This is a genomic window from Candidatus Poriferisodalis sp. (assembly GCF_965215815.1).
GTDB lineage: Bacteria > Actinomycetota > Acidimicrobiia > Acidimicrobiales > Poriferisodalaceae > Poriferisodalis.
On record NZ_CBDCEO010000013.1, the window covers coordinates 2,333,370 to 2,355,099 of the forward strand.

Genomic DNA, 21,730 nt, shown 5'->3' on the forward strand with positions numbered 1-21,730 from the left:
GACCGTACGCGGCTCCCGACCAGGTCACACGTTGTGTCACAGTGAGGTGACACACTCGCTCCCGTGGCGACGAGAGGCGAGTTGAGCGCAGACGATCCAGTCTTCGTTGAACTGGCTAACGAAATGCTCCATTGGCACGGCACTGCGGCACACGAGGACAACATCCGGTCCGCAGTGCGCAACTTCCTGGTAGGGACTGGCCTGACTGAGTTCTACGAGGTGCAGTCTGAAGCGAGCCCCGACCCTCAGCGCATCGCCCGACGCCGCGTTGACCTTGTGTTGTCGGATGCCTTCGTCGAAGTCAAGACGCGCATCGGCACAGCGGCAGACGCGGCAATGCCTGCTGCCGAACACGTGGCCCAACTCGACGGCTATCTCGAAGACTCGCCCGATGTAAACCTCGGAGTTCTCACTGATGGACGCCATTGGCTGCGCCGCACAACCGGACAGCCGGACGTACCGACGGGGTATCCCTGGGCGTTCACCTTGGACCAGGTTGGCCGAGGTGTCGAGCTCTATCGCTGGCTCAACGAGTACATCTTCAGCGGTCAACGTTCGAAGCCTGTGACCGCGAACACGGTAGGCACCGAATTTGGCCCGGCCAGTCCGGTGTTTGCAACCCACATCGAGCTAATTCGGCGACTGTTCGAGCAGCACGGAGAAGACCGCACTGTTGCGATCAAGTACGACCTGTGGCAGGAACTGCTGGAGGTTGCCCTCGGAGAGATCGTCGGAGCCGGGGCGACTGAGTCGCTGCACAGCTTGTTCGTCCGGCACACCTACTTGGTGACCATGATCGGCATGATCACTCAAGCCACATACGGCGTAGACATCGAACGCCTCTCCGCCTACGAACCAGCCGACCTGCTTATCGGGCGACGGTTTGCCGCCGACACCGGTCTCAATGGTGTGATCGAATCGGACTTCTTCACTTGGCTGGCCGAAGTTGACGGCGGTGTCGACGTCATCCGGGAAATGACAGCGTGGGTGGCCTCCTACGACTGGTCGGGTGCCGAATTGGGTTTGGCGTCGACGCTGTACCAGAGCGTCATCCCTGCAGCCGAGCGCGAGCAGTTGGGTGAGTACTACACGCCCGATTGGCTTGCCGAGGCGATGGTCCGCCAAGCCGTCGAGGACCCACTCGCACAACGAGTTCTCGACCCGGCGTGCGGCTCAGGGAGCTTCCTCGTTGCCGCGATTCGACACCTGCTCGATGCTGCGGACGAGGCGGACTTGGCGCCGAGTGAGACGCTCGCAAAGCTCCGCCGCAACATCATCGGCGTGGACGTGCACCCCGTGGCCGTTCACCTTGCCCGTTCGGAATGGGTTCTGGCTTCACGCGATGCGATCGCGGATGCGACGGATCGCCCTGACTTCGCGCCGCCCGTTTATCTAGGGGATTCCCTGCAGATGATCACCCGTGCCGAGGGGATGTTGGGTCAGGTTGAAGTCAGCATTCCCGTCACGGGGGATCCGCGACGGCGCGAGCTGCGATTTCCACGGTCCCTCATCGAACGGCCCGAGATGTTCGATGCAGCCATGGAGCAGGTTGCCGCGCAGGTTCGGATCGGCGGTGATTCCCGTCAAGCGCTTGTTGACGCGGGAATTCCCGAGGACGAGCGCTTGGCGCTGGAACCGACACTTGACCTCTTGAATGACCTCCACGCTGAGGGACGCGATCACATCTGGAGCTACTACACGCGCAACGTAGTGCGGCCCCTTGTGCTTGCAGAAGAGGCTGTCGATGTCGTAATCGGCAATCCGCCTTGGATCACGTACAACCAGACCGTCGACCGGCTGGGCGCTCGCCTGCGGGATCTCAGCGTCGGCTACGGCATCTGGGACGGCGCCCAATTCGCGACCAATGCTGATCTCGCAGCGCTTTTCTTTACCCGCTGCGCGGACCTCTATCTCGCTCCCGGCGGCGTTTGTGCCATGGTTATGCCGCACTCAGCCCTTGCTCAGGGCCACTACGCGAAGTGGCGAACTGGACGCTGGATGGGGTCCGTCGCGCCACTCAACATGAACCTCGCGCATTTGACTCCGTGGGACTTGGAGCCACTTGAACCGAACAGCTTCTTCCCGGTGCCCGCCTGCGTCGTGTACGGCAGTCGGTCGGAGTCCAGCAGCGAACTCCCGCCAGAAGTCGAGAAGTGGATTGGTCAACCAGGTTCTGTTGACGTCGAGCGATCTGTATCCCGACTGGTACGCGACGAAGGATTTCAGTCGCCATATGCGGGGCGTGTGCGCAACGGAGCGACGATTTTTCCGAGGCGCTTGTTTTTTGTTGAGGAAACACCTCTGGTTGGGCCTGTCGCCGCTGCGGGGACGATTCGAGTCAGCCCCCATAGTGAGCTAGCAAGTCGAGAGCCTTGGAGTTCTCTCGACCTCGCCGACATCACACAGCAAACTGTCGAGACTGACCATTTGTTTGATGCGGCTCTGGGAGCGAGCATCGCCCCGTTCTTTTTCTTGCGCACATTTCCTGCTCTCCTGCCAATTGCATCTGACGAGAGTCTTGAGTGGCTGCCTTCTGACGCCACTCGGATCGAGCCGGCATCGCTCTTGCCACGAATGCGGGAGCGCTGGGCATTTGTGTCCGACGTCTGGGAACAACGCCGGGCGATGACTCTCGCTCGTCGGCTCGACTACGTACATGCATTGTCAGCGCAGTTGGAGTGGCGGCTGACAGTCGATGGAATTCGCGCAATTCGAGTCATATACGCGTCTTCAGGGCACCCCACAGCTGCAGTTTGCGATGACCCGAATGTCATCGTAGAGAACTCCCTATATTGGATGCCTGTAGACACGCGCGAAGAGGCCTACTACGTGTGCGGCATCATCAACTCCCTCTCGCTTCGTGAACTTGTAGCCCCGTTCATGCCGAAGGGTCAGTTCGGCGCCCGGCACCTCCACACGCACCTTTGGAAATTGCCGATTCCGAGCTATGACAGCGGTAAGTCAGCGCACGTCGAACTGGCGCATGCCGCTGCGGAGGCCGCCGTGGGCGTAGAGAGCAAAATCGCCGCCGAGTGTCAGCGTCGTGGTGTGGACCTGCTGACGGTGGCTACGGCGCGAAAGACAGCACGAGATTGGCTAGAGAACTCCGACGAGGGAGCGACGGTCGAGAACGCAGTAGTCAGGGTGCTCGACGGCGGCTGACCTAGCTGAGAGCTGGAGTGCCTTCGAAGCTGCCCGGGTCTTCAGCAGTCGGCAGAACCGGCCGAGCTCGCCAGTCCATGACCTCTTCCACGACGTTGATCACCGTCGACCATTCGTCGGCGTCCCAGCCCTGGGCCGAGCCGAGCACGCTGGCGTCCTGGGCAAGGTGCACCAGTGCCGGCACACGCTCAAGGCCGAGCGAACGCACGAACTCGCGCTCGGGGTCCAGCAGTACGAGATGCTCATCGGCGAAGCGGCCTAGGAAGCTGCGAGCGCCCTCCGCATCGCTGCACACCACGAACGCGCAGCGTACGTCGGCTTCCTCGTAGACCAAGAACAGCCGCGACGCAGTGGGCAGGATCCAACCGCTCTGGTGCGTGTAGGGATCGATGACGACGGCCAACAGGTTGAACACCACCAGCCATTCGCCCAGCGTGTGGGCGTGGCCGCTGAGTGTCTCGAGCTTGATGTCGGCAGATGCACCAGCTTCCACGGCAGGCAAACTACCGCGCCCGCCCGGTTTGGCCACGGTTCGCGCGGCCGAACGAGCGACTTGCCGGTATTCAGATCGCCGGACGGAGCAGTTCGGCTGCGAGGGGACAATCGGCGCGCTGCCAGCCTGACGCAGGCTCGACGCCTTCAGGGCCCACGACGTGGCTGAACAGGCCGAGCGGCACGATTTCCTCATCGCATTCCCACGGTTCCTCAGCGACGGTGCTTGCGGCTGCCTCAAAGAACTGCTGCGGCAGCGCCCGACCCGTTCCGATCGTGCACCAGACCTGCACACCCGAGACGTACCCGACCGCAGCCGCAGCGTGCGAACCGCTCGCAGCGATGACCGCGTCGGGCCCAGCAGCGGCAGCTTCGGTGACGATCACATCGGCGGTGGAGCATGCGGCTGCCATTCCCGTGAGCGGAACGTCGATGACGTCACAGCCACGCCCTGCCAATCGTCGCGCCAAGCCGGCTCCTTCGCCGTAGGCGTCGATGATCCGTACGGTCACGTCGGATCGTCGCCCGAGCCCTTCGGCGGCAAGGTCGGGCCAGCCCAGCAGGCAGACCACAGCGTCGGCGGGCAGCGCGTCGGCTGCATGGTCGGCGGTGGCATCGGCGCGCATCTCGGACACGAACTCACGAGCAGCCCGGTACGGCTGTGTAGATGCGCACACCCGGGCTGCCATTGACCAGAGCGCACCGGCAATCGGGTACTTGTCGAGAATGCGGCGGCACACGGTGACCAGCTCCAGCGGGTCCGACGACAACGCACCCAACGCTGAAGCGGTCTCGCGCACCAGCACGTCCTGAGACAGGTCGCCCGCCCGAGCGACGTAGCGCAGGTGCTCCATGGGATGCACGCGCCGAAGCTATCCCGTACCGGCGAACGGGTCGGTTGGTTGCGTACTCGGTGCGGGCGCTGTGCGCCCCGGTTCAGGCGTTCTGGGTCTGCAGCCGGCGCGCGATCACCTTGAGGCACAGTGTCTCGTCGGCGCCCTCGAAGATCGACAGCACTCGGGCATCGACGAACAGCCGGCTCACCGTGTACTCCTCGGCGAAGCCGAACCCGCCGTGGATTTGCTGGGCCTCGCGGGTCACCCATTCGGCGGCCTTGCAGACGTACGCCTTGATCATGGAGGCCTCGAGCGCACCGCCGCCTCGCGCCATCATGCGCGCCACTTCGTGGCTGTACTGACGGGCTGCCGCGATGATCGCGGACATGCGGCCCAGCTTCGCCTGGGTCAATTGGTACTCGGCAATCGGCTGGCCGAACACCCGGCGCTCGTCGGCGTAGGACCGGGCTTCGTCGTAGGCCGCCTGCATCACGCCGACCGCACGCGCCGCAGTCTGCAGCCGACCGTTCTCGAACCCGGCCATCTGCAGGTAGAAGCCCTGCCCGATGCCGTCATCGCCGCCGATGAGGTTTTCTGCGGGCACGAACCAGGCGTCGAAGGCGATCTCGAAGCTGTGCATGCCGCGGTAGCCGAGCGTGGCGATGGCTCGGCCCTCAATGGTGCCGCCGCGCTCGTCGGTGAATTGGAACGAGTGGCCTTCCGCCCGGGGCTTCGGCACGATGAACAGGCTGAGCCCTCGGTGCGCCTTGCGTCGGTCGGGATCGGTGCGGGCCAGCAGCATCAGCACATCGGCCCTGCCGGCAAAGGTGCACCACGTCTTGGTGCCCGAGATGAGCCATCCGCCCTCAGTTGGGCTTGCCGAGACAACCAGGTTGGCAACGTCGCTGCCGTAATCGGGCTCGGTCACGGCGACCGCAACCATGGTCTCGCCCGTGGCGATCTGGGGGAACCAGTGCTTCTTCTGCTCTTCGGTGCCGCCGCGTTCCAGCGCCCGGGTCAGGATTTCGGGCCGGGTGATGAGTGAGCCGCCTGCGCCGAGCGAGGCCCGCGACAGCTCCTCGGTGGCGATGACCATGCCCAGGTAGTCGCTCTCGGAGCCTGAGGCGAAACCGCCGTATTCCTCGGGCACCGACAGTCCGAAGCAGCCCAGCTCGGCGAGGCCCGAGATGATGTCCTCGGGAATGTCGGTGTCACCTCGGTGGATGTGCTCGGCGGCCGGCGCGATCTTGTCCTCGCCGAAACGGCGGAATGTCTCCGCTACGAGCTCAAAGTCCTCGTCGAGGTGGCTGGGCGCCTTCAAGCCAGCCAACGTCGCCACGTAGGACGGGTTGCGGTACGCGGCCACGAAGTCTCGGGTTGCATCCAGCGCACCCACCTCGAGACCCCACTCGGCGTCGCGGGCGAACAGCCGAGCGTTGAACTCGCCCAGAGCATCGGCGATGAACCCGCAGCCGAGCCGTGCTTCTGCGTCGCCCTTTGCGCCCCAGTCGAGTAGGGACTCGCAGATGCGCATGGCCGACGCCGTGTGCGCCAGGTCGTAGAGGAAGCACTGGTGGTCGTCACCGAGGCCAACGGCGTGGTTGGTCGCGCGGTTCACGGCTTCTACGCCGGCCGCCAGTGCGTCGGCCGCCGCCTTCATATCCGGTTCGGCAGGCCCCACGTTCGTCCCAGCGATTGTCCCTGTTGTGGTCACAGTCGCACAGGCTAAAGCCAGCTCTCCCAAGCAACCCGGCTGTCAACCCGGTAAGCGGGGGCCGTGCGCCCTACCATGGCTCGACCCTTGCACCAGCACCACTTCGCGGAGGTTCCTGTGACCGTCCATGACCGCCCGTTCGGGCGCTACTTCGAGGATTTCGAGATCGGCGACGTGTACCGCCACTGGCCGGGCAAGACGATCACCGAGGCCGACGATCACCTGTTCTGCATGATCACCATGAATCACCACCCGCTGCACACCAATGAGTGGTTCGCTCAGCACGAGACCGTGCACGGGAAGAACGTGGTGGTGGGCAACCTCGTGTACTCGCTGGTGCTCGGCATGAGCGTGCCTGACGTGAGCGGCGCTGCCATCGCCAACCTCGAAGTCGAGACCCTCACCCACTCGCGCCCGACCTTCCACGGTGACACCATCTACGCCGTCACCAAGGTGCTGGACAAGCGGGAGTCCGGATCACGGCCCGACCGGGGCGTGGTGACCGTCGAGACACGGGCTTTCAATCAGCGATCCGAAGAGGTCTGCTACTTCCGGCGCAAGGTGATGATCTGGAAGCGAGACACATCGCCCGTGCGACGCTTCCCCTACAGCGACGAGGCTGCCGTCGGGGAGGCCTGACAGCTTGCGCCATGGTGCCCTGATCACGTGGTGGGCGGCCGAGCGACGAGACCTGCCGTGGCGACGCACCCATGACCCGTGGCTTGTGCTGGTCTCGGAGGTCATGCTGCAGCAGACCCAAGTTGAGCGGGTTCTGCCCTACTTCGAGAGCTTTGTCGAGCGCTGGCCCACGCCGCAGCGTTGTGCCGAGGCGGCTTTGTCTGAAGTGCTGGCGGCATGGCAAGGACTGGGCTACCCCCGCCGCGCTCGCAACCTGCGGCGAACGGCAACGCTCATCACCCAGCGGCACGGCGGTGAGGTGCCCTCCGGTTTGGACGACTTGGGTGATCTGCCCGGTATCGGTCCCTACACGGCTCGGGCCGTGCAGGCATTCGCCTTCGGCATCGACACCGGGGTGGTCGACACGAACGTGGGTCGCATCCTGGCCCGCTGGACGGGTCACCGGCTGACTGCATCGCAAGCTCAGCGGATCGCCGACGAGCTGGTGCCCGCTGGGGAGGGCTGGTCATGGAACCAGGCGATGATGGATTTGGGCAACCGGATCTGCACCAAGCGGACCCCACGCTGCCGCGACTGCCCGGTACGGAAGTGGTGCGCATGGGCGGGTTCACAGGGGCCTGATCCGGCTGACCGCAGTGCTGGTGTCAGTACCCGCCAGGCGCCGTATGAGGGCAGCGACCGGCAGGCCCGGGGACGCTTGCTTGCTGCGCTGTCAGAGTGCGAGATAGGGCGCGCTCATGCCGCGGCGGCAATGGATCTCGAACACGACGAGATCCGCGTGCAACGGCTCGTCAGTGAATTGATCGCCGAAGGCTTGATCACCGCAGACGGCGACCAGCTCCGGCTGGGATGATTTAGGTCGACTACTCCGCCACGCTGTGCTTGTTGGGCTCGTGGCTCAAGTAGCCACGAGCTGCTCAATCAGCTCGTCGAAGGCCTTGTCGGCGATGGCGACCATCTCGTCGTCGGTGCGGTCCTGGATGGGATGTTCCACCCACACAGCGGCCGGGTCGAAGCCGAGCGCCTTGCCCTGCACTTGCGCACCGTCGACGAATTGGACGGTGGCGACGAAGACGGACGGAATGCCGCGGCGTTCCAGATCAGCGATGTCGTGCACACTGCACGACGTGCAACTGCCTCAATCGGCTAGCGCTTCGATCACCACGTCGCATTGAGTGGCGATCTCGTGGCGCAGGTCGACCGGCGCCGGCTTGGTGAACGTGGGCTTGGAGTAGCGCTCGACGCGCAGGCCCCGCTCGGTCAGCCGTTCCTCCAGCCGGTTCAGGAATCGGTCGCCGCGGGGCTTGCTGATGTCCAGCAGTCCAACGGTAAGACCATCCAGCGAGTCTGGCCGCGTCACGCGTTCACGATGCGCAGGCGCTGCCTCGTTCGTGGGGTCCAAAACGACAGTGCTCATGTGGTCTCCCCTGTGTTGGATCCGGTAGGCACGTCCCGATCGACTGTAGTCGCCCAGGGTCTGAGCGGCCCGAAGTTGAGTGAGTCTGCTAGCGCCAGGGATCGATCTCGACACACACGGGTTGGGATCCCACATCGCCGTTCACCCAACCGCCGATGACCGCCGAGAACAGGCCAGCACCGCCACCGCAGTGCACGAGGTGCAGGCCTCCCTCACGGAACTTGGGAAGGTCCGTCTCGCCCAGGAACTCGGGGACTCCCTCGGAGATGCCGCCAGCGCCGCGCACCAATTCGGCGCCAGGACGGGTCGTCAGCTCGTTGATGCGCAGGGCCGTCTGCTGGCGGGACCAGCCGCTGTCGATGAAGACACGGGAGTGGTCGGGTGCCACCGCCAGGATTGCATCGAAGCCCAGCACGAGCTTGGGGTGATGGATCGCGTTCAGCGCGGACGCCATCGTGCGCGCCAGCGATTCGGGATCGCGAGACATCTGGTCGACGACCGAACGAGGCGCTTCGCCGGGGAAGGCCGTCACCGTGTTCGTTCCGGCTTCGAAGCCGAAGTCTGTGCACAGCGGATCCCAGCCGGTGTCGCCGTCGCCGTTGCCGGGGCCAGGCGCAGCCGCGATCCCGCCTTCGATTTCAGCGAAGCAGAAGCCCACCTTGCCGGGCTGGCCCAACGCTGCCCGGTCAACCTCGCCGGGCCGGCCTCCGCCGACGTTTCGCACAATCAGTTGCACCGCCCGGCCGATGGTGCTGTTGGCACGGTTGCCCTGACCGAAGACGTTGATGCCGTTGTTCATGCCGATCCGGCGCGCAATGGGGCCGTTGACGATGAACACAGGCCCCACCGGCATGGTGGTGGCCAGCATTCCGTGCATGTTGAACGTGCTGTTGCACACAGCAGTGAGTGCAGCCAGCACCACTGGGAAGTACTCGGGCCGGCAGCCAGCCATGACGGCGTTCGTGGCCGCCTTCTCGACTGTGCAGTCGGCGAGATCCGGTGCGACGTTGGCCACCACCTCGTCGGGGGAGCGTGTCGTGCCCGTGAGCATTGCCGCCACCCGTTCGGCGGTCGGAGGCACAAGCGGCAAGCCGTCAGACCAGCCGCGGTCGAACATCGCCTCGTGGACGTCCTCCTGGCTGCCGAACTCGACGCGGCGGGCGCTCATTGCTGAGCCGCCGAACCGGGCTTGGAGAGCGACAGCGTGAGCTGGATCCACCGATAGCGAGCCGCATCCGGGGCGCATCTCGGGCAGGCCGTCTCCCAGCTCGTCGAGGCCGGTGAACGACTCCCACTCGGTTCGGGACCAGCCCACGATGCGTCCGGCTTCAGCGCCGTCTTCAAAGCGCATCAGCGTCGGCACCGTCTCGATGTCGTTGTGCCACGAGAAGTCCAGGTCAGCGTCGTGCTGGGGGACTGACACCGTCTCGGGAAACGCAGGATCATCCTGAGTGAATACCGTCAGCACACCCCGGGCCTCGATGTCGCCCAGCACTGGCGCAATCAGCTCGCATGTCGGGCAGTCCCGCTTCACGACGGCAACCAAGCCATCGCGTAGCGCACTCGCTGCATCGCCGCTTGTTGTGGTCCCGCCTGCCTTCGAACTCATGGCCGGAGACTACATAGGGCCATGCAGAACGGACCGGGTGCTGCGAGCTCCAACGGAGACGGGGAACGGCCCCGGCGGCGTGTCTAGGGTTGCAACCGTGACTGACGCGAGCGACCAGCCGTCCATCGATTCCGGGCTCTTCCGCAACGTGCTTGGGCACTTCCCGACCGGCGTTGCCGCCGTGACCGCCGTCAACGAGGGCCGTCCCGTCGGCATGGCCATCGGCTCGTTCACGTCGGTGTCGCTGGATCCGCCGCTCGTGGCATTCCTGCCCACCAAGGACTCCACGTCGTGGGCCGACATTCGTGCGGCCGGCTCGTTCTGCGTGAACGTCATGGCCCAGGATCAGATGGCTACCTGCGGCGTCATGGCCAGCCGGGCCGATGACAAGTTCGTCGACCTCAGCTGGCGTCCCGGGCCGACTGGCGCCCCCATCATCGACGGTTCGATCGCCTACATCGACTGCACCATCGAGGCCGTGTACGACGGCGGCGATCACGACATCGTCGTCGGTCGGGTCGTGGGGCTCGATGTGCTCGACGCCAAGGACCCTCTGCTGTTCTGGAAGGGTGGCTACGGCACCTTTGCCTGAGGGCCTGATCGGGTACATGGGTGATCGGGTGATCGAGTGATCGGCACCGTCGCCCGGATAGCGCTGGGCGTCCTGTTCTTGGCATCGGGGGCGTTGAAGCTGCGTGACCCGTCATGGCCGGGCGCAGCCCGAGCCATAGGTGCGCCGCGCTGGACGATCTCGCTCATTGCGCCCATCGAGATCGTGCTGGGGGCGGGCTTGGCGGCCGGGGTAGCCGAGCCGTGGCCGGCGTGGCTGGCACTGGGGTTGCTAGCCGTCTTCAGCGCAGCGCTGGCGCTGGTGCTGCGCCGACCGCCTGAGGACAGGCCTGCGTGTGCCTGCTTCGGCCGCTGGTCCGCGAAGCCCGTCGGTGCCGGTTCGCTGTTTCGAAACGGCGCGCTCGCCGTGCTCGCGATCGTGGCCCTCGTCTAGAGCCTCTTACGCCACGCCGAGCACGTCGCAGATGAAGGCCAGGACGAACGCCTCATCGCGCCACGCGTTGTAGCGACCAGACGGGCCGCCGTGGCCGGCTCCCATCTCGGTGCGCAGCAGGATCGGCTTCGTCGACGTCGTCGTTTCCCGCAATTTGGCGACCCACTTGGCCGGCTCCCAATACTGCACCCGTGGATCGTTGAGCCCGGCGGTCACGAGCAGCGCCGGATGCTCGACGGCCTCCACGTTCTCATAGGGCGCGTACGACCGGATTGTCTCGAACGCCTCCGGATCGGCGGGGTCGCCCCACTCGTCGTACTCGGTGACTGTGAGCGGGATGTCGGGGTCCAGCATCGTGTTCAGCACGTCCACGAACGGCACTTCGGCAACCACGCCGCAGAACAATTCCGGCCGGCGGTTCACCATGGCGCCCATCAGCAATCCGCCGGCGCTGCCTCCACGGGCAGCGATCCGTGCAGGGTCGGCCCAATTGGCTGCTCCGAGATGCTCAGCGCACGCAGCGAAATCATCGAACGTGTTCGACTTCTTGGCCAGCTTGCCGCCTTCGTACCAGGGGCGGCCGAGCTCGCCGCCGCCGCGAACATGGGCGATCGCAAACAGAACTCCCCGGTCGAGCAGCGACAACCGCGCCGACGAGAACGACGCCGGCATCGGCATCTCGTACGCGCCATAGCCGTACAACAGGCACGGCGCAGGCCAACTGATGGCGCTCGGCTTCCACACCACGCTGATGGGGATTTCGGCACCGTCGGGGGCTGTCGCCCTGATGCGCTCGGTCTGGTATGCCGTCAGGTCGACGCCACCCAGCACCGGGAGTTGATCCAGCAGTTCTCGCTCTCGGTTGTCGAGGTCCAGTTCGAAGATCGACGGAGGCGTGACCATCGACGTGTAGCCGAAGCGGTACCGCTTGGTCTCGTATTCGGCATTCGAGCCGCCACCTGCCTCGTAGACGGGCTCGGGCATCTCGATCTCGAACCCCGGGCCCAGCGGGGATCCCTCGCCTGCGGAGCGGGTGTCGTGGACGTGCATCGACACCAGTCCGTCCTTGCGCTCGTGGACGACAGCGAAGTCGGCGAAGCAGTCCACGCCGTCGAGGCGGATCCCAGGCCGAGCACCGATGAGCTCCCGCCACGGGCGTGAGTCGTCCCCGTCTCCAGTCGGGAGCCGTGCTTCCATGAGGCGGAAGTCCTCCGCGCCGTCATTGGTGACGATGAGCAGGCGATCGCCCTGGTGGTCGATGCCGTATTCGATGCCTTGGCGGCGCTCCTGCACAAGCAACAGCCCTGAAGTCGGATCGTCGGCGTCGAGAAGGCGATGCTCGGAAGTGGTCTTCGACTCGCACCCGATCCCGATGTAGCGGTCGCTGCGGGAGGCTCCGACGCCGACCCAGAACCGCTCGTCGTCCTCCCGGTAAACCTCGACATCATCGGCAGGGTCGGTGCCGACGACATGGCGGATCACCCGATTCGGGCGCTGGGCGTCGTCGGTGCGCACGACAAACATGGTCGAGTTGTCGTTCGCCCAGACCAGGCCGTAGCTGAGGTCCGCCAGCCCGCAGCCCTCGGTAGGGATACCGGGCGCATCGAGCATGCGGCCGCTGGCGATCTCGAAGACCGTCAGCGAGTACTTCTCGTCGCCGTCGGTATCGGTGGTGTAGGCGAGCAGCCGATGATCGGGGCTGACTGCCAGATCACCGACAGCGAAGTAGTCGTGCCCTTCGGCCAGCTCGTTCTCGTCGAGCAGCACGGTCTCCTGGTCGTCAGTCCCGCCTCTGGGCCGCCGAACGTGGATGCCGTACTGGAGGCCCTCGACGGTGCGAGCCCGGTACTCCCATTCGTCCTTCGGCGTCGGCAGCGACTGGTGGGTCTCTTTGATCCGCGACTTGATCTCTTCGAAGAGGGTCTCGCGCAGATCCGCTAGGTGGTCGGTGGCTGCCTCGGTATAGACGTTCTCGGCTTCCAGGTGCTCCCGCACCATCGGGTCGTCGCGATCTCGTAGCCAATGCCACGGATCCTCGGTCTCAGTGCCGTGCACTCGCCGGACGTGCGACCGCTTTGGTGCCACTGGTGGCTGCGCCATGAGGTGCGCACAGTACCGGGCACAGGACTCCCGCCAACGGTCGAGGCGGGTGGTGAGCAGCCACGGCTGCGCCTAGCTTGGCGGCGTGCCTATCTACGCCCTTGGCGACTACGTGCCAGACATCCATCCCGATGCCTTCGTGATGCCTGAGGCAATCATCATCGGTCGCGTCACGATCGGTCCCGAGGCCTCGATCTGGTCGGGTGCGGTGCTGCGCGGCGACGACAACGACATCGTCGTGGGCGCCGGCACCTCGGTGCAGGACAACGCCGTACTGCACGTCACCGAGGAGTGGTCCACGACAGTGGGGGAGCGCTGCACCATCGGGCACCTTGCGCACATCGAAGGCGGCGTAGTGCACGACGAGGCGCTCGTTGGCACAGGCGCGATCGTGCTGCACGATGCCGAGATCGGTGAGCGAGCACTAGTTGGCGCCGGAGCGGTCGTGCCGGGGGGCATGAAGGTCCCGCCGGGCACCATCGCAGTCGGCACCCCGGCCAAGATCCGCGAGCACCCCGACACCGCTTCGCTGATCCTGCCGGGCGTGCAGAACTACCTGGACCGCCGAGTCCGCTACATGGGCGAGCTCCGCCGCATCGACTGATCCAGCGACCGGCTGCGTTATTCCTCGCTCAACAGCGCTTCGACCTCTTGGGCGAGGGTCGGCAGGCTCTTTTCCGCGACGTCCCAAACGAGGCGGTCGTCGACATCGGTGTACTGGTGGATCAGCACATTGCGGAAGGCGATGATGCGCCGGTGTGCGGTGATGCGAGCAGCAGCCGAATCGTCGCTCCGCGCAAGCCGTGTCATTGCTTCGCCGATGATCTCGAACTGTCGCTCGACCGCGGAGCGCAACATGGCATCGGCGAGATAGTCGGCGAGGGACTTGCCGCTGGTGAATTCCATGAGCGATTGCGTGGCCCGCCGTATGTCGTCGAGGTATTTCCGGCTCTCAAGCCTCATATACGGCGGTCCTGGTCTCCTCGATTGCCTTGAGGAAGTAGGGGTTCTTGATCGTTGAGTGGACTACCAAGTCGACTGCCCTTCCGAAGAGGTCTTCAAGGGCCTCCAGAAGTCCGAAGTACGTGTCGGCATAGTTGTCCAAGGCGGCAGGCCGAAAATCGACAATGAAGTCCAGGTCGCTGCGGCTGGGGTCGAATGCCCCCTGGGCGGCCGATCCGAACAGCTCGAGACGCTGAACGTTGAAGCGTTTGCACAGGCGCTCAACCTCGTCGGCTTGTTCCGCCACGGCGTTGATCACGCTTGCCCGCCCCCGTCGCGTTCCATGTTGACACGGTATCCCGTCTGCTGGGATTGGCCGCCGACCTGCTCACGACCAGAACGCGCGGCATGGCGCGGCGGTAGCGTCGCAACCCATGAGCATGGGAAGCATCGACTTGGGACGTGTCGGCATCTGGACGGGGGCGCTCGACGCGCTGCCGTCCGTGCAAGGTGTGGAATTCGTCGCCGAAGCGGAGGAACTTGGCTACGGGGCCTTCTGGGTCCCCGAAGCTGTCGGACGTGACCCATTCGTGGCTGCCGCCCGCCTGCTGGAGGGCACCAGCACCATCAAGATCGCCACCGGCATTGCCAACATCTACGCCCGCGACCCCATGACGATGGCCAACACGCTGCGCACCATCGACGAGGCCTTCCCAGGGCGTTTCCTGCTGGGCCTCGGCGTCAGCCACCACCACCTGGTCGAGTACATCCGCAAGCACGACTACTCCCGGCCGCTGAGCTACATGCGCGAGTACCTCGAGCGCATGAACAAGGCCCGCTTCATGGCCCACGGCCCTCAAGACTTGCCCGAGGTCGTGCTGGCGGCCCTCGGCCCGAAAATGCTGGAGCTGTCGGCCACTGCCACCGCCGGCGCCCACCCCTATTTCGTGCCGCCGGAGCACACAGCGATCGCCCGGGAAACCATGGGCCCCGACGCCGCGCTGTACCCCGAGCAGATGGCGATTCTGGACACCAACGCCGAGTCGGCCCGGACCTTGGCCCGCAAGAACATGGCCATCTACTTGGGCTTGCCGAACTACGCCAACAACCTGCTGCGGCTGGGCTTCACCCAAGCCGACATCAACGGCGGCCCCTACGGGGGACCGTCGGACAAGCTGGTCGACGCCATCGTGGCCTGGGGCACCGAAGAGGATGTCAAAGCCCGTGTGGAAGCCCACTTCGATGCCGGCGCCGACCACGTCTGCGTGCAGGTTCTGGCCCCCAATCCTGACGCTGCATTCGACGGCTGGCGCCGCCTCGCCCCCGCCCTGTGCGGCTGAGGCCCTGATCGGCGGCGGGCCGCATGGTTCTGGGTCGTGTGCACAGCCGCCCGCACCCGGACAGAGGTACGGGCGGCGTTAGGCTGAACCCATGACCGACACCGCCGAAGCCGCCATTGGAATCGACCTCGGCAAGTACAAGCTGGGGTGGAGCGACGAGGAAGACTACGTCTTCAAGCCGCGCAGGGGCTTGAACGAAGAGATCATCCGCGAGATGTCCGCGCTCAAGAAAGAGCCCAAGTGGATGCTCGACTTCCGCCTGCGGTCCTACAAGATCTTCCAGCGCAAGCCCATGCCCAACTGGGGCGGGGACATGTCGCAGATCTACTTCGACGACATCTACTACTACATCAAGCCCACCGAGGGTCAGGTCGACGCCTGGGAAGAGCTGCCCGACTCGGTCAAGGACACCTACGAGAAGCTGGGCATCCCCGAGGCCGAGCGCAAGTACCTCGCCGGCGTAACGGCGCAGTACGAGTCTGAGGTCGTCTACCACCGCAATCGCGAAGATCTCGAAGCTCAAGGCGTGCTGTTCAGCGACATGGACTCCGCCGTCAAGGATTACCCCGAGATGGTGCAGCGCTACTTCGGCAAGCTGATCCCGCCGGGCGACAACAAATTCTCAGCGTTGAACTCGGCTGTGTGGTCCGGCGGGTCGTTCATCTATGTGCCGCCCGGTGTCGAGGTGGAGATGCCGCTGCAGGCGTACTTCCGCATCAACGCCGAGAACATGGGCCAGTTCGAGCGGACGCTGATCATCGCCGACGAAGGCGCCACGGTGCACTACATCGAGGGCTGCTCGGCCCCGGTGTACACGACCGACTCGCTGCATTCAGCCGTCGTCGAGCTGGTGGCGCTGCCGGGCGCACGCATCACCTACACCACCATCCAGAACTGGTCGAACAACGTGTTCAACCTGGTCACCAAGCGCGCCGCCGCCTACGACGAGGCCCACGTCGAGTGGATCGACGGCAACATCGGCTCGCGCCTCACCATGAAGTACCCGGCCGTGTACCTGATGGGGCCCAAGGCCTCGGGCGAGGTGCTCTCGGTTGCCTACGCAGGCGCCGGTCAGCACCAGGACGCCGGGGCGAAGATGGTCCACGCAGCGCCTGAGACCACCTCGAAGATCGTCTCGAAGTCCATCTCCAAGGACGGCGGACGCACTACCTACCGCGGGCTGGTGCGGGTCGAGGAAGGCATGAGCGGTTGCCGCAGCCACGTGCAGTGCGACGCCCTCTTGCTCGACCAGGACAGCCGCTCGGACACCTACCCGTACCAGGAGATCGGCTCACGCGATGCCGAGATCGGCCACGAGGCCACGGTGTCCAAGGTGGCCGACGAGCAGCTCTTCTACCTGATGAGCCGAGGCCTGTCCGCTGAACAGGCGATGGGCATGGTCGTGAATGGTTTCATCGAGCCGGTGACGCGCACCTTGCCGATGGAGTACGCCGTCGAGTGGAGCCGGCTGATCGAACTTCAGATGGAGGGATCGATCGGCTGATGCGCAGCCCAAAAGACTTCTTTGCCCCGCTGGCGCTCGGGGCGCCTCAACCGCTGCGCGAGGTTCCGTTCCGGCCCTCGCGGATGATCCATTTCTTCGATCCGTCGAATGAACGGATGCGGGCCAAGGTGCCCGACATCGCGCCCACCGTCGACGTGCTGCTGGGCAACCTCGAAGATGCCGTGTCTGGCGACAGCAAGGACGCCGCCCGGGCGGGACTGATCGAGGTCGGCAAGGCCTGGGAACCGGGCCACACCCAGCTGTGGACCCGTGTGAACAGCCTCGACTCGCCGTGGTTTCTCGACGACGTCTGGGCGCTGTGTCACGAGATCGGGGACAAGCTCGACGTGATCATGGTCCCGAAGGTGGAAGGCCCCTCCGACATCCACTACGTGGACCGGTTGCTGGCGCAGCTCGAGGCTCGTGTCGGGCTCGAGCGACCGCTGCTGGTGCACGCCATCTTGGAGACAGCCCGCGGCGTCGCCAACGTGGAGTCGATCTGCCTGGCAAGCCCCCGCATGCAGGGCCTGTCGCTGGGACCGGCAGACCTCGCTGCTGACAGACGCATGAAGACGACCCGGGTCGGCGGCGGCCATCCGGGGTACCTAGTGCGCACCGATCCAGTGCCCGACGTTGACGACGACGTTCGGACGTCGTTTCAGCAAGACCTGTGGCACTACACCCTGGCCCGCATGGTGGATGCCTGCGGCACCGCCGGGATCCTTCCCTACTACGGGCCGTTCGGCGACATCGCCGATCCCCTCGGATGCGAAGACCAGTTCCGCAACGCCTACCTGCTGGGCTGCGTCGGAGCGTGGAGCCTGCACCCCAGCCAGATCAACATTGCGAAGCGCGTGTTCAGCCCCGAGCCCGCCGAGGTGGCGTGGGCGCAGCGGGTGGTAACCGAGATGGGCGACGGCACGGGCGCAGTCATGATCGACGGCAAGATGCAGGACGATGCCACGGTCAAGCAGTGCCGGGTGGTGCTGGGGCTGGCTCGTGATCTGGCAGCAGCCGATCCCGATCTGGCGGCGGCCTACGGCCTCGAGACCGCCTGAGAATTTCCATGAGCTCCGGCACCGCCAACCCCCGCCCGCGGCGCTCGGTGCTGTACATGCCCGCAGCGAACGCCCGGGCGCTCGAGAAGGCCCGCAGCATCGACGCCGACGCTCTCATCTTCGATCTCGAAGACGCTGTGGCTCCCGATGCGAAGGAAACCGCCCGCGAGGGTGCGTGCGCCGCTGCATCTTCAGGCGAGTACGGCTATCGGGAGCTGACGATTCGCTGCAACGGGCTCGACACTCCGTGGGGGCGTGACGACATCACTGCCGCCGGTGCTGCGGCACCGTCCGCGGTGGTCATCCCCAAGGTGTCAGGCGCCGCTGATCTGGCAGCGGTTGCCGGCCTGCTCGAGGCAGCGGGCGCGCCCGAATCGGTTCGCATCTGGGCCATGATCGAGACACCGGCGGGCATTGGCAACGCCCGCGAGATCGCCAGTTTCGACCGAACCGATGCCGTAGTGATGGGCACCAACGACATGGCCAAAGAATTGCGGGCCACCATCACGCCCGATCGTGCCGCGCTGGTGCCGCATCTGGCCACCTGCCTGGTGGCAGCCCGCGAGGCAGGCGTGAGCGCCCTCGATGGCGTTTACAACGACATCCGCGATGCCAATGGATTCGCCGCAGTCTGCCGACAGGGAGCAAACCTCGGCTTCGACGGCAAGACGCTGATACATCCCGGCCAGGTCGAGCCGTGCAATGGAGCCTTCTCGCCCAGCCTCGATGAGCTGGATTTCCACCGTCGGGTCATTGAAGCTTTCGAAGAAGCGGTCGCAGAAGGTCGTGGGGTGGTAACCGTAGACGGCAAGATGGTCGAGAATCTTCACGTGGACGAGGCGCGGCGGGCCATTGCGCTCGCCGACGCGATTGCACAGCGCTGAGGGAGGTAGCTGCCATGCCGATGCGGACGAACTGTCAACACTACGAGAGCCGGACGTATCCGAACGGTGACACTGTGCGCAAGTGCAATCTCGACCTTGCACCGGAGGCCCCGTGGCGCTGCCCGGAGGATTGTCCCTCGTACTCGCCCCGGCGCCTCGATATCGGATGGCAGCACGGTTCGCTGGGCGTTCAGAATTTCGCAAAGGAACCCGAGAGCATCGGCCAGGACGACTCCATTGCGGCGCTGCTGGACGAGGCCGAGGACATCGTGAATATGGCGGGTCCGCGCATATTTGAAGAGGTCGCTGCCGAGCATGCTCGAACCAAGGGACTCCGGGCCAGAATGCGAGGTCGCAGCGGCAAGAAACAGCGCAAGAAGCGCCGCAAGGGCAACTGAGCCCGTCGCCGACACGCCGATAGCCTCCGAATAGTGTTCACACCCAATCTGGTCGACGCGCTCGACGGCTCCGACGCGTTGACCAAGCGGCGTCGCATCGCCGCGGACCGCGCGGCCGCACTTGGCTTGCCGTCGTTCACTGAAGAGGTCTGGCGCTACACCCCGATCGACGATCTCGACGCTGATCGGTACACATTCGCCGCGCCCGGCGGCGTTCCGGGCCCGGCGGGCCTGATGGCCGGCGTCGATGACGCCGCCGCTGCGGTTATTCGCATCACCAATGGTGTCGTCATTGACGTGTCGGTGCAGGCCGACGGCATCCGGGTGAACACGCTCGATGATGGCGTCGAGGACCTGATCGGCACCGTGGCTCCCGAGGGTCCGGACGTTTTTGGCGACTGGAACCTGGCGCTGGCCACCGCGCCTTTGGCTGTCAGCATCGATCCGAAAGCCGTCATCACAGCGCCGATCGTCGTACATGTCCACACCGATGTCGATGGGCTGGCATGGTTCCCCCGGCTTGTCGTGATGGCCGGACGCATGAGCCAGGCCACGGTGATCGAGCACTACACCGGCGGAGACGCGCCTGCACTCATCTGCCCACTCACCGAGCTGAGCGTCGGCGACGGTGCCCACCTCGGCCACCTCACTGTGCAGGAACTCGGCAACGCCGCGTGGCAACTCGCCAACCTCTGCTCCGATGTGGGCCGAGACGCCAATCTGCGGATCGGTCATGTGGCGATGGGCGGCGCATACACCCGTGCTCGCATCGGCACAGACATGACCGGCCGTGGCGGCCACAGCGAAATCGACGCCGTGTACTTCGGCCGTGACACCTCCACGCTGGATTTCCGCACGTTCCAAACCCATGTGGCACCTCACACCACCTCTGATCTGCTGTTCAAAGGGGCGGTCGACGACCACGCCCGGGTGGTCTACACCGGGCTGATCCGCATCGAGGCGGATGCCCACCACGTCGTAGCCGATCAGACAAATCGCAACTTGAAGCTGTCCCCGCATGCGTGGGCCGAGTCGGTGCCGAACCTCGAGATCGAGAACAACGACGTGCAGTGCAGCCACGCCTCCTTCATCGGTCCCGTCGACGCCGACCAGCGCTTCTACCTCGAGAGCCGTGGCGTACCGACCGACGTGGCCGAGGCACTCGTGGTGCGGGGCTTCTTCGACGAGGTCCTCGATGCGCTGCCGTCGCAGCAGATCTCTGTGTCGGTGCGTCGGCGAATCGATGAATTGGTGTCCACGGCCGTCATGGAGACGGCGTGATGGATACGGCCGTCATGGGGACGGCGTGATGGATACGGCCGTCATGGAGACGGCGTGACGAGCCCGACCGCCGAGGTCCGCACCGTGGTGCTGTGCCAGCGTGATGACGTACCTGACGGCGAAGCACGACGCTTCGATGTCGACGGTCATCGCATCGCGCTCGCACGCATCGGCGACGACTTCTACGCCATCGGCGATCGATGCACCCATCAGAACTACTCGTTGGCCGATGGCTGGGTCTGGCCTGATGAATGCGCGCTGGAGTGCCCCCAGCACTCGTCGAGCTTCGACCTGCGCACCGGGCGGCCGAATTGCTTCCCCGCCACCCAGCCGGTGCCGGTCTATGAGATACGCACCCAAGGCGATGGCATTGCGGTGGTGCTGCCATGAGCGCAGGCTCTACTCACATACTGCGTATCGAGGGCCTGTGTGCGTCCGCGGGCGGTCAGAAGATCCTCCAAGGCGTCGATCTCGAAGTGTCCTCGGGACGGGTGCACGCAGTCATGGGCCCCAACGGCTCGGGCAAGAGCACCCTTGCGCATGTGGTGATGGGCCGACCCGGCTACGAGGTCACCGCAGGTTCGGTCACCTTTGACGGAATCGACGTCTTGAGCCTGGCCCCCTGGGAGCGAGCCCAAGCCGGACTGTTCCTGGCGATGCAGCATCCGACTGAGGTGCCAGGTGTCTCCGCAGCTCAGGCGCTGTCCGAGGCGCTTGCGTTGCGGGCCGGCAATGACGGCTCGGCTGCCGATCGGCTGGAACAGACCCGGGTCTTGCTCGAAGCCGAAGCAGCCGCAGTCGGGCTGAAGGCTGAGCTGGTGGCGCGCCCACTGAATGTCGACATGTCAGGCGGCGAGAAGAAGCGGAACGAAACGGTCCAGCTGGCGGTGCTGCAACCGCGCATCGCCATCCTGGACGAGATCGACAGCGGCCTCGACATTGACGCCTTGCGAGCGTGCGCCAAACGCATCGAGGCGCTCACTGAGACCGGCCTGGGTGTCCTGGCCATCACGCACTTCACCCGGATTCTGGAGTACCTCCGACCCGACGAAGTCCATGTGATCGTGGGCGGCCGCATCGTGGACTCCGGCGGGCCCGAGCTTGCGGACGCGCTCGAGAAAGACGGTTACGCGCCGTACCTGCCCGACGAACCTGAGGCTGGCGTGACGGTGTCCATCGGCGGGCTCGGCAGCTCCCTCGCTGCAGGGGCGGGGCCGTCACCCGCCGACGATCCGTTTGCTGACCCCTGGGCAGACCCGCTCGATGAATTGGGCTGAGCGCCGCTGAGTCTTCCTTGACGCGAGCGGCACAGCGCGCTTTCGATGTGCCTGCCGATTGGTGTTGACTGGGC

At 65.3% G+C, this 21,730-nt stretch carries 22 protein-coding genes; 14 read left to right on the forward strand and 8 right to left on the reverse strand.

Annotated elements, in window-relative coordinates:
- Positions 1-63: 63 nt before the first annotated feature.
- Positions 64-3,162 carry an N-6 DNA methylase gene (locus ACOOHB_RS20545; protein WP_420446638.1) on the forward strand — a complete coding sequence of 1,033 codons (3,099 nt, stop codon included), beginning with the start codon at positions 64-66 and terminating at the stop codon, positions 3,160-3,162.
- A gap of 1 nt (position 3,163) precedes the next feature.
- Here ACOOHB_RS20545 and ACOOHB_RS20550 read toward each other — a convergent pair whose 3' ends face one another.
- The 3 genes from ACOOHB_RS20550 to ACOOHB_RS20560 form a co-directional block, all read right to left on the reverse strand.
- Positions 3,164-3,655: a hypothetical protein gene (locus tag ACOOHB_RS20550; RefSeq protein WP_420446639.1), complete on the reverse strand. Its 492-nt coding sequence runs from the start codon at positions 3,653-3,655 to the stop codon at positions 3,164-3,166.
- Positions 3,656-3,725: 70 nt separating this feature from the next.
- On the reverse strand, positions 3,726-4,517 hold the full coding sequence (locus tag ACOOHB_RS20555; protein WP_420446640.1) for a hypothetical protein: 792 nt from the start codon (positions 4,515-4,517) through the stop codon (positions 3,726-3,728).
- A 73-nt stretch (positions 4,518-4,590) separates the two neighbouring features.
- Positions 4,591-6,150: an acyl-CoA dehydrogenase family protein gene (locus ACOOHB_RS20560; RefSeq protein WP_420446951.1), complete on the reverse strand. Its 1,560-nt coding sequence runs from the start codon at positions 6,148-6,150 to the stop codon at positions 4,591-4,593.
- Positions 6,151-6,321: 171 nt separating this feature from the next.
- On the opposite strand from ACOOHB_RS20560, the gene ACOOHB_RS20565 reads away from it, so the two are divergent.
- Together ACOOHB_RS20565 and ACOOHB_RS20570 are read left to right on the forward strand one after the other, a co-directional pair.
- The gene (locus ACOOHB_RS20565) at positions 6,322-6,843 is read left to right on the forward strand and encodes a MaoC family dehydratase (protein ID WP_420446641.1); all 522 of its coding nucleotides are present in this window, start codon (positions 6,322-6,324) and stop codon (positions 6,841-6,843) included.
- A 4-nt stretch (positions 6,844-6,847) separates the two neighbouring features.
- Positions 6,848-7,696, forward strand: coding sequence for an A/G-specific adenine glycosylase (locus ACOOHB_RS20570; protein WP_420446642.1), 849 nt, complete (start codon positions 6,848-6,850; stop codon positions 7,694-7,696).
- A 45-nt stretch (positions 7,697-7,741) separates the two neighbouring features.
- Here ACOOHB_RS20570 and ACOOHB_RS20575 read toward each other — a convergent pair whose 3' ends face one another.
- Both ACOOHB_RS20575 and ACOOHB_RS20580 read right to left on the reverse strand, forming a co-directional pair.
- Positions 7,742-8,260 carry a UGSC family (seleno)protein gene (locus ACOOHB_RS20575; protein WP_420446643.1) on the reverse strand — a complete coding sequence of 173 codons (519 nt, stop codon included), beginning with the start codon at positions 8,258-8,260 and terminating at the stop codon, positions 7,742-7,744.
- Between the two features lie 88 nt (positions 8,261-8,348).
- On the reverse strand, positions 8,349-9,869 hold the full coding sequence (locus ACOOHB_RS20580; RefSeq protein WP_420446644.1) for a thioredoxin family protein: 1,521 nt from the start codon (positions 9,867-9,869) through the stop codon (positions 8,349-8,351).
- A 97-nt stretch (positions 9,870-9,966) separates the two neighbouring features.
- On the opposite strand from ACOOHB_RS20580, the gene ACOOHB_RS20585 reads away from it, so the two are divergent.
- Positions 9,967-10,461 carry a flavin reductase family protein gene (locus ACOOHB_RS20585; RefSeq protein WP_420446645.1) on the forward strand — a complete coding sequence of 165 codons (495 nt, stop codon included), beginning with the start codon at positions 9,967-9,969 and terminating at the stop codon, positions 10,459-10,461.
- Between the two features lie 36 nt (positions 10,462-10,497).
- Positions 10,498-10,872 (forward strand): MauE/DoxX family redox-associated membrane protein, encoded by a 375-nt coding sequence (locus ACOOHB_RS20590; protein WP_420446646.1) that lies wholly within the window; start codon positions 10,498-10,500, stop codon positions 10,870-10,872.
- A 6-nt stretch (positions 10,873-10,878) separates the two neighbouring features.
- Here ACOOHB_RS20590 and ACOOHB_RS20595 read toward each other — a convergent pair whose 3' ends face one another.
- Positions 10,879-12,972, reverse strand: a complete 2,094-nt coding sequence (locus ACOOHB_RS20595; protein ID WP_420446647.1) for a S9 family peptidase — start codon at positions 12,970-12,972, stop codon at positions 10,879-10,881.
- Between the two features lie 85 nt (positions 12,973-13,057).
- Between ACOOHB_RS20595 and ACOOHB_RS20600 the strand changes: the two genes are divergently transcribed.
- Positions 13,058-13,576 (forward strand): gamma carbonic anhydrase family protein, encoded by a 519-nt coding sequence (locus ACOOHB_RS20600; RefSeq protein ID WP_420446648.1) that lies wholly within the window; start codon positions 13,058-13,060, stop codon positions 13,574-13,576.
- A gap of 17 nt (positions 13,577-13,593) precedes the next feature.
- On the opposite strand, the gene ACOOHB_RS20605 is transcribed toward ACOOHB_RS20600, so the two are convergent.
- On the reverse strand, positions 13,594-13,935 hold the full coding sequence (locus ACOOHB_RS20605; RefSeq protein WP_420446649.1) for a DUF86 domain-containing protein: 342 nt from the start codon (positions 13,933-13,935) through the stop codon (positions 13,594-13,596).
- Positions 13,925-14,233, reverse strand: coding sequence for a nucleotidyltransferase family protein (locus ACOOHB_RS20610; RefSeq protein ID WP_420446650.1), 309 nt, complete (start codon positions 14,231-14,233; stop codon positions 13,925-13,927). The genes ACOOHB_RS20605 and ACOOHB_RS20610 overlap by 11 nt, the downstream gene beginning before the upstream one ends.
- Positions 14,234-14,348: 115 nt before the next feature.
- Here ACOOHB_RS20610 and ACOOHB_RS20615 point away from each other — a divergent pair, with 115 nt between their 5' ends.
- The 8 genes from ACOOHB_RS20615 (at position 14,349) to sufC (ending at position 21,656) form a co-directional block, all read left to right on the forward strand.
- Positions 14,349-15,254, forward strand: a complete 906-nt coding sequence (locus ACOOHB_RS20615; RefSeq protein ID WP_420446651.1) for an LLM class F420-dependent oxidoreductase — start codon at positions 14,349-14,351, stop codon at positions 15,252-15,254.
- 91 nt (positions 15,255-15,345) lie between these two features.
- Positions 15,346-16,758, forward strand: coding sequence for a Fe-S cluster assembly protein SufB (gene sufB / locus ACOOHB_RS20620; RefSeq protein WP_420446652.1), 1,413 nt, complete (start codon positions 15,346-15,348; stop codon positions 16,756-16,758).
- Positions 16,758-17,816, forward strand: a complete 1,059-nt coding sequence (locus ACOOHB_RS20625) for an HpcH/HpaI aldolase/citrate lyase family protein (protein WP_420446653.1) — start codon at positions 16,758-16,760, stop codon at positions 17,814-17,816. The genes sufB and ACOOHB_RS20625 overlap by 1 nt, the downstream gene beginning before the upstream one ends.
- Before the next feature lie 8 nt (positions 17,817-17,824).
- Complete coding sequence (locus tag ACOOHB_RS20630) at positions 17,825-18,700, forward strand: HpcH/HpaI aldolase/citrate lyase family protein (protein WP_420446654.1); 876 nt, start codon at positions 17,825-17,827, stop codon at positions 18,698-18,700.
- Positions 18,701-18,714: 14 nt separating this feature from the next.
- Positions 18,715-19,098, forward strand: a complete 384-nt coding sequence (locus ACOOHB_RS20635; RefSeq protein ID WP_420446655.1) for a hypothetical protein — start codon at positions 18,715-18,717, stop codon at positions 19,096-19,098.
- A gap of 33 nt (positions 19,099-19,131) precedes the next feature.
- Complete coding sequence (gene sufD / locus ACOOHB_RS20640; protein WP_420446656.1) at positions 19,132-20,379, forward strand: Fe-S cluster assembly protein SufD; 1,248 nt, start codon at positions 19,132-19,134, stop codon at positions 20,377-20,379.
- Positions 20,380-20,433: 54 nt separating this feature from the next.
- Positions 20,434-20,769, forward strand: coding sequence for a non-heme iron oxygenase ferredoxin subunit (locus ACOOHB_RS20645; protein WP_420446657.1), 336 nt, complete (start codon positions 20,434-20,436; stop codon positions 20,767-20,769).
- Positions 20,766-21,656 carry a Fe-S cluster assembly ATPase SufC gene (sufC, locus tag ACOOHB_RS20650; protein WP_420446658.1) on the forward strand — a complete coding sequence of 297 codons (891 nt, stop codon included), beginning with the start codon at positions 20,766-20,768 and terminating at the stop codon, positions 21,654-21,656. The genes ACOOHB_RS20645 and sufC overlap by 4 nt, the downstream gene beginning before the upstream one ends.
- Positions 21,657-21,730 lie beyond the last annotated feature (74 nt).

What these genes read in the sequence shown, in the direction of transcription:
- ACOOHB_RS20605 (WP_420446649.1), bottom strand. Translation starts at nt 13,935, where the DNA reads ATGAGGCTTGAGAGCCGGAAATACCTCGACGACATACGGCGGGCCACG.
- ACOOHB_RS20560 (WP_420446951.1), bottom strand. Translation starts at nt 6,150, where the DNA reads ATGAAGGCGGCGGCCGACGCACTGGCGGCCGGCGTAGAAGCCGTGAAC.
- ACOOHB_RS20635 (WP_420446655.1), top strand. Translation starts at nt 18,715, where the DNA reads ATGCCGATGCGGACGAACTGTCAACACTACGAGAGCCGGACGTATCCG.
- sufB (WP_420446652.1), top strand. Translation starts at nt 15,346, where the DNA reads ATGACCGACACCGCCGAAGCCGCCATTGGAATCGACCTCGGCAAGTAC.
- sufC (WP_420446658.1), top strand. Translation starts at nt 20,766, where the DNA reads ATGAGCGCAGGCTCTACTCACATACTGCGTATCGAGGGCCTGTGTGCG.
- ACOOHB_RS20630 (WP_420446654.1), top strand. Translation starts at nt 17,825, where the DNA reads ATGAGCTCCGGCACCGCCAACCCCCGCCCGCGGCGCTCGGTGCTGTAC.
- ACOOHB_RS20580 (WP_420446644.1), bottom strand. Translation starts at nt 9,869, where the DNA reads ATGAGTTCGAAGGCAGGCGGGACCACAACAAGCGGCGATGCAGCGAGT.
- ACOOHB_RS20615 (WP_420446651.1), top strand. Translation starts at nt 14,349, where the DNA reads ATGAGCATGGGAAGCATCGACTTGGGACGTGTCGGCATCTGGACGGGG.
- ACOOHB_RS20595 (WP_420446647.1), bottom strand. Translation starts at nt 12,972, where the DNA reads ATGGCGCAGCCACCAGTGGCACCAAAGCGGTCGCACGTCCGGCGAGTG.
- ACOOHB_RS20625 (WP_420446653.1), top strand. Translation starts at nt 16,758, where the DNA reads ATGCGCAGCCCAAAAGACTTCTTTGCCCCGCTGGCGCTCGGGGCGCCT.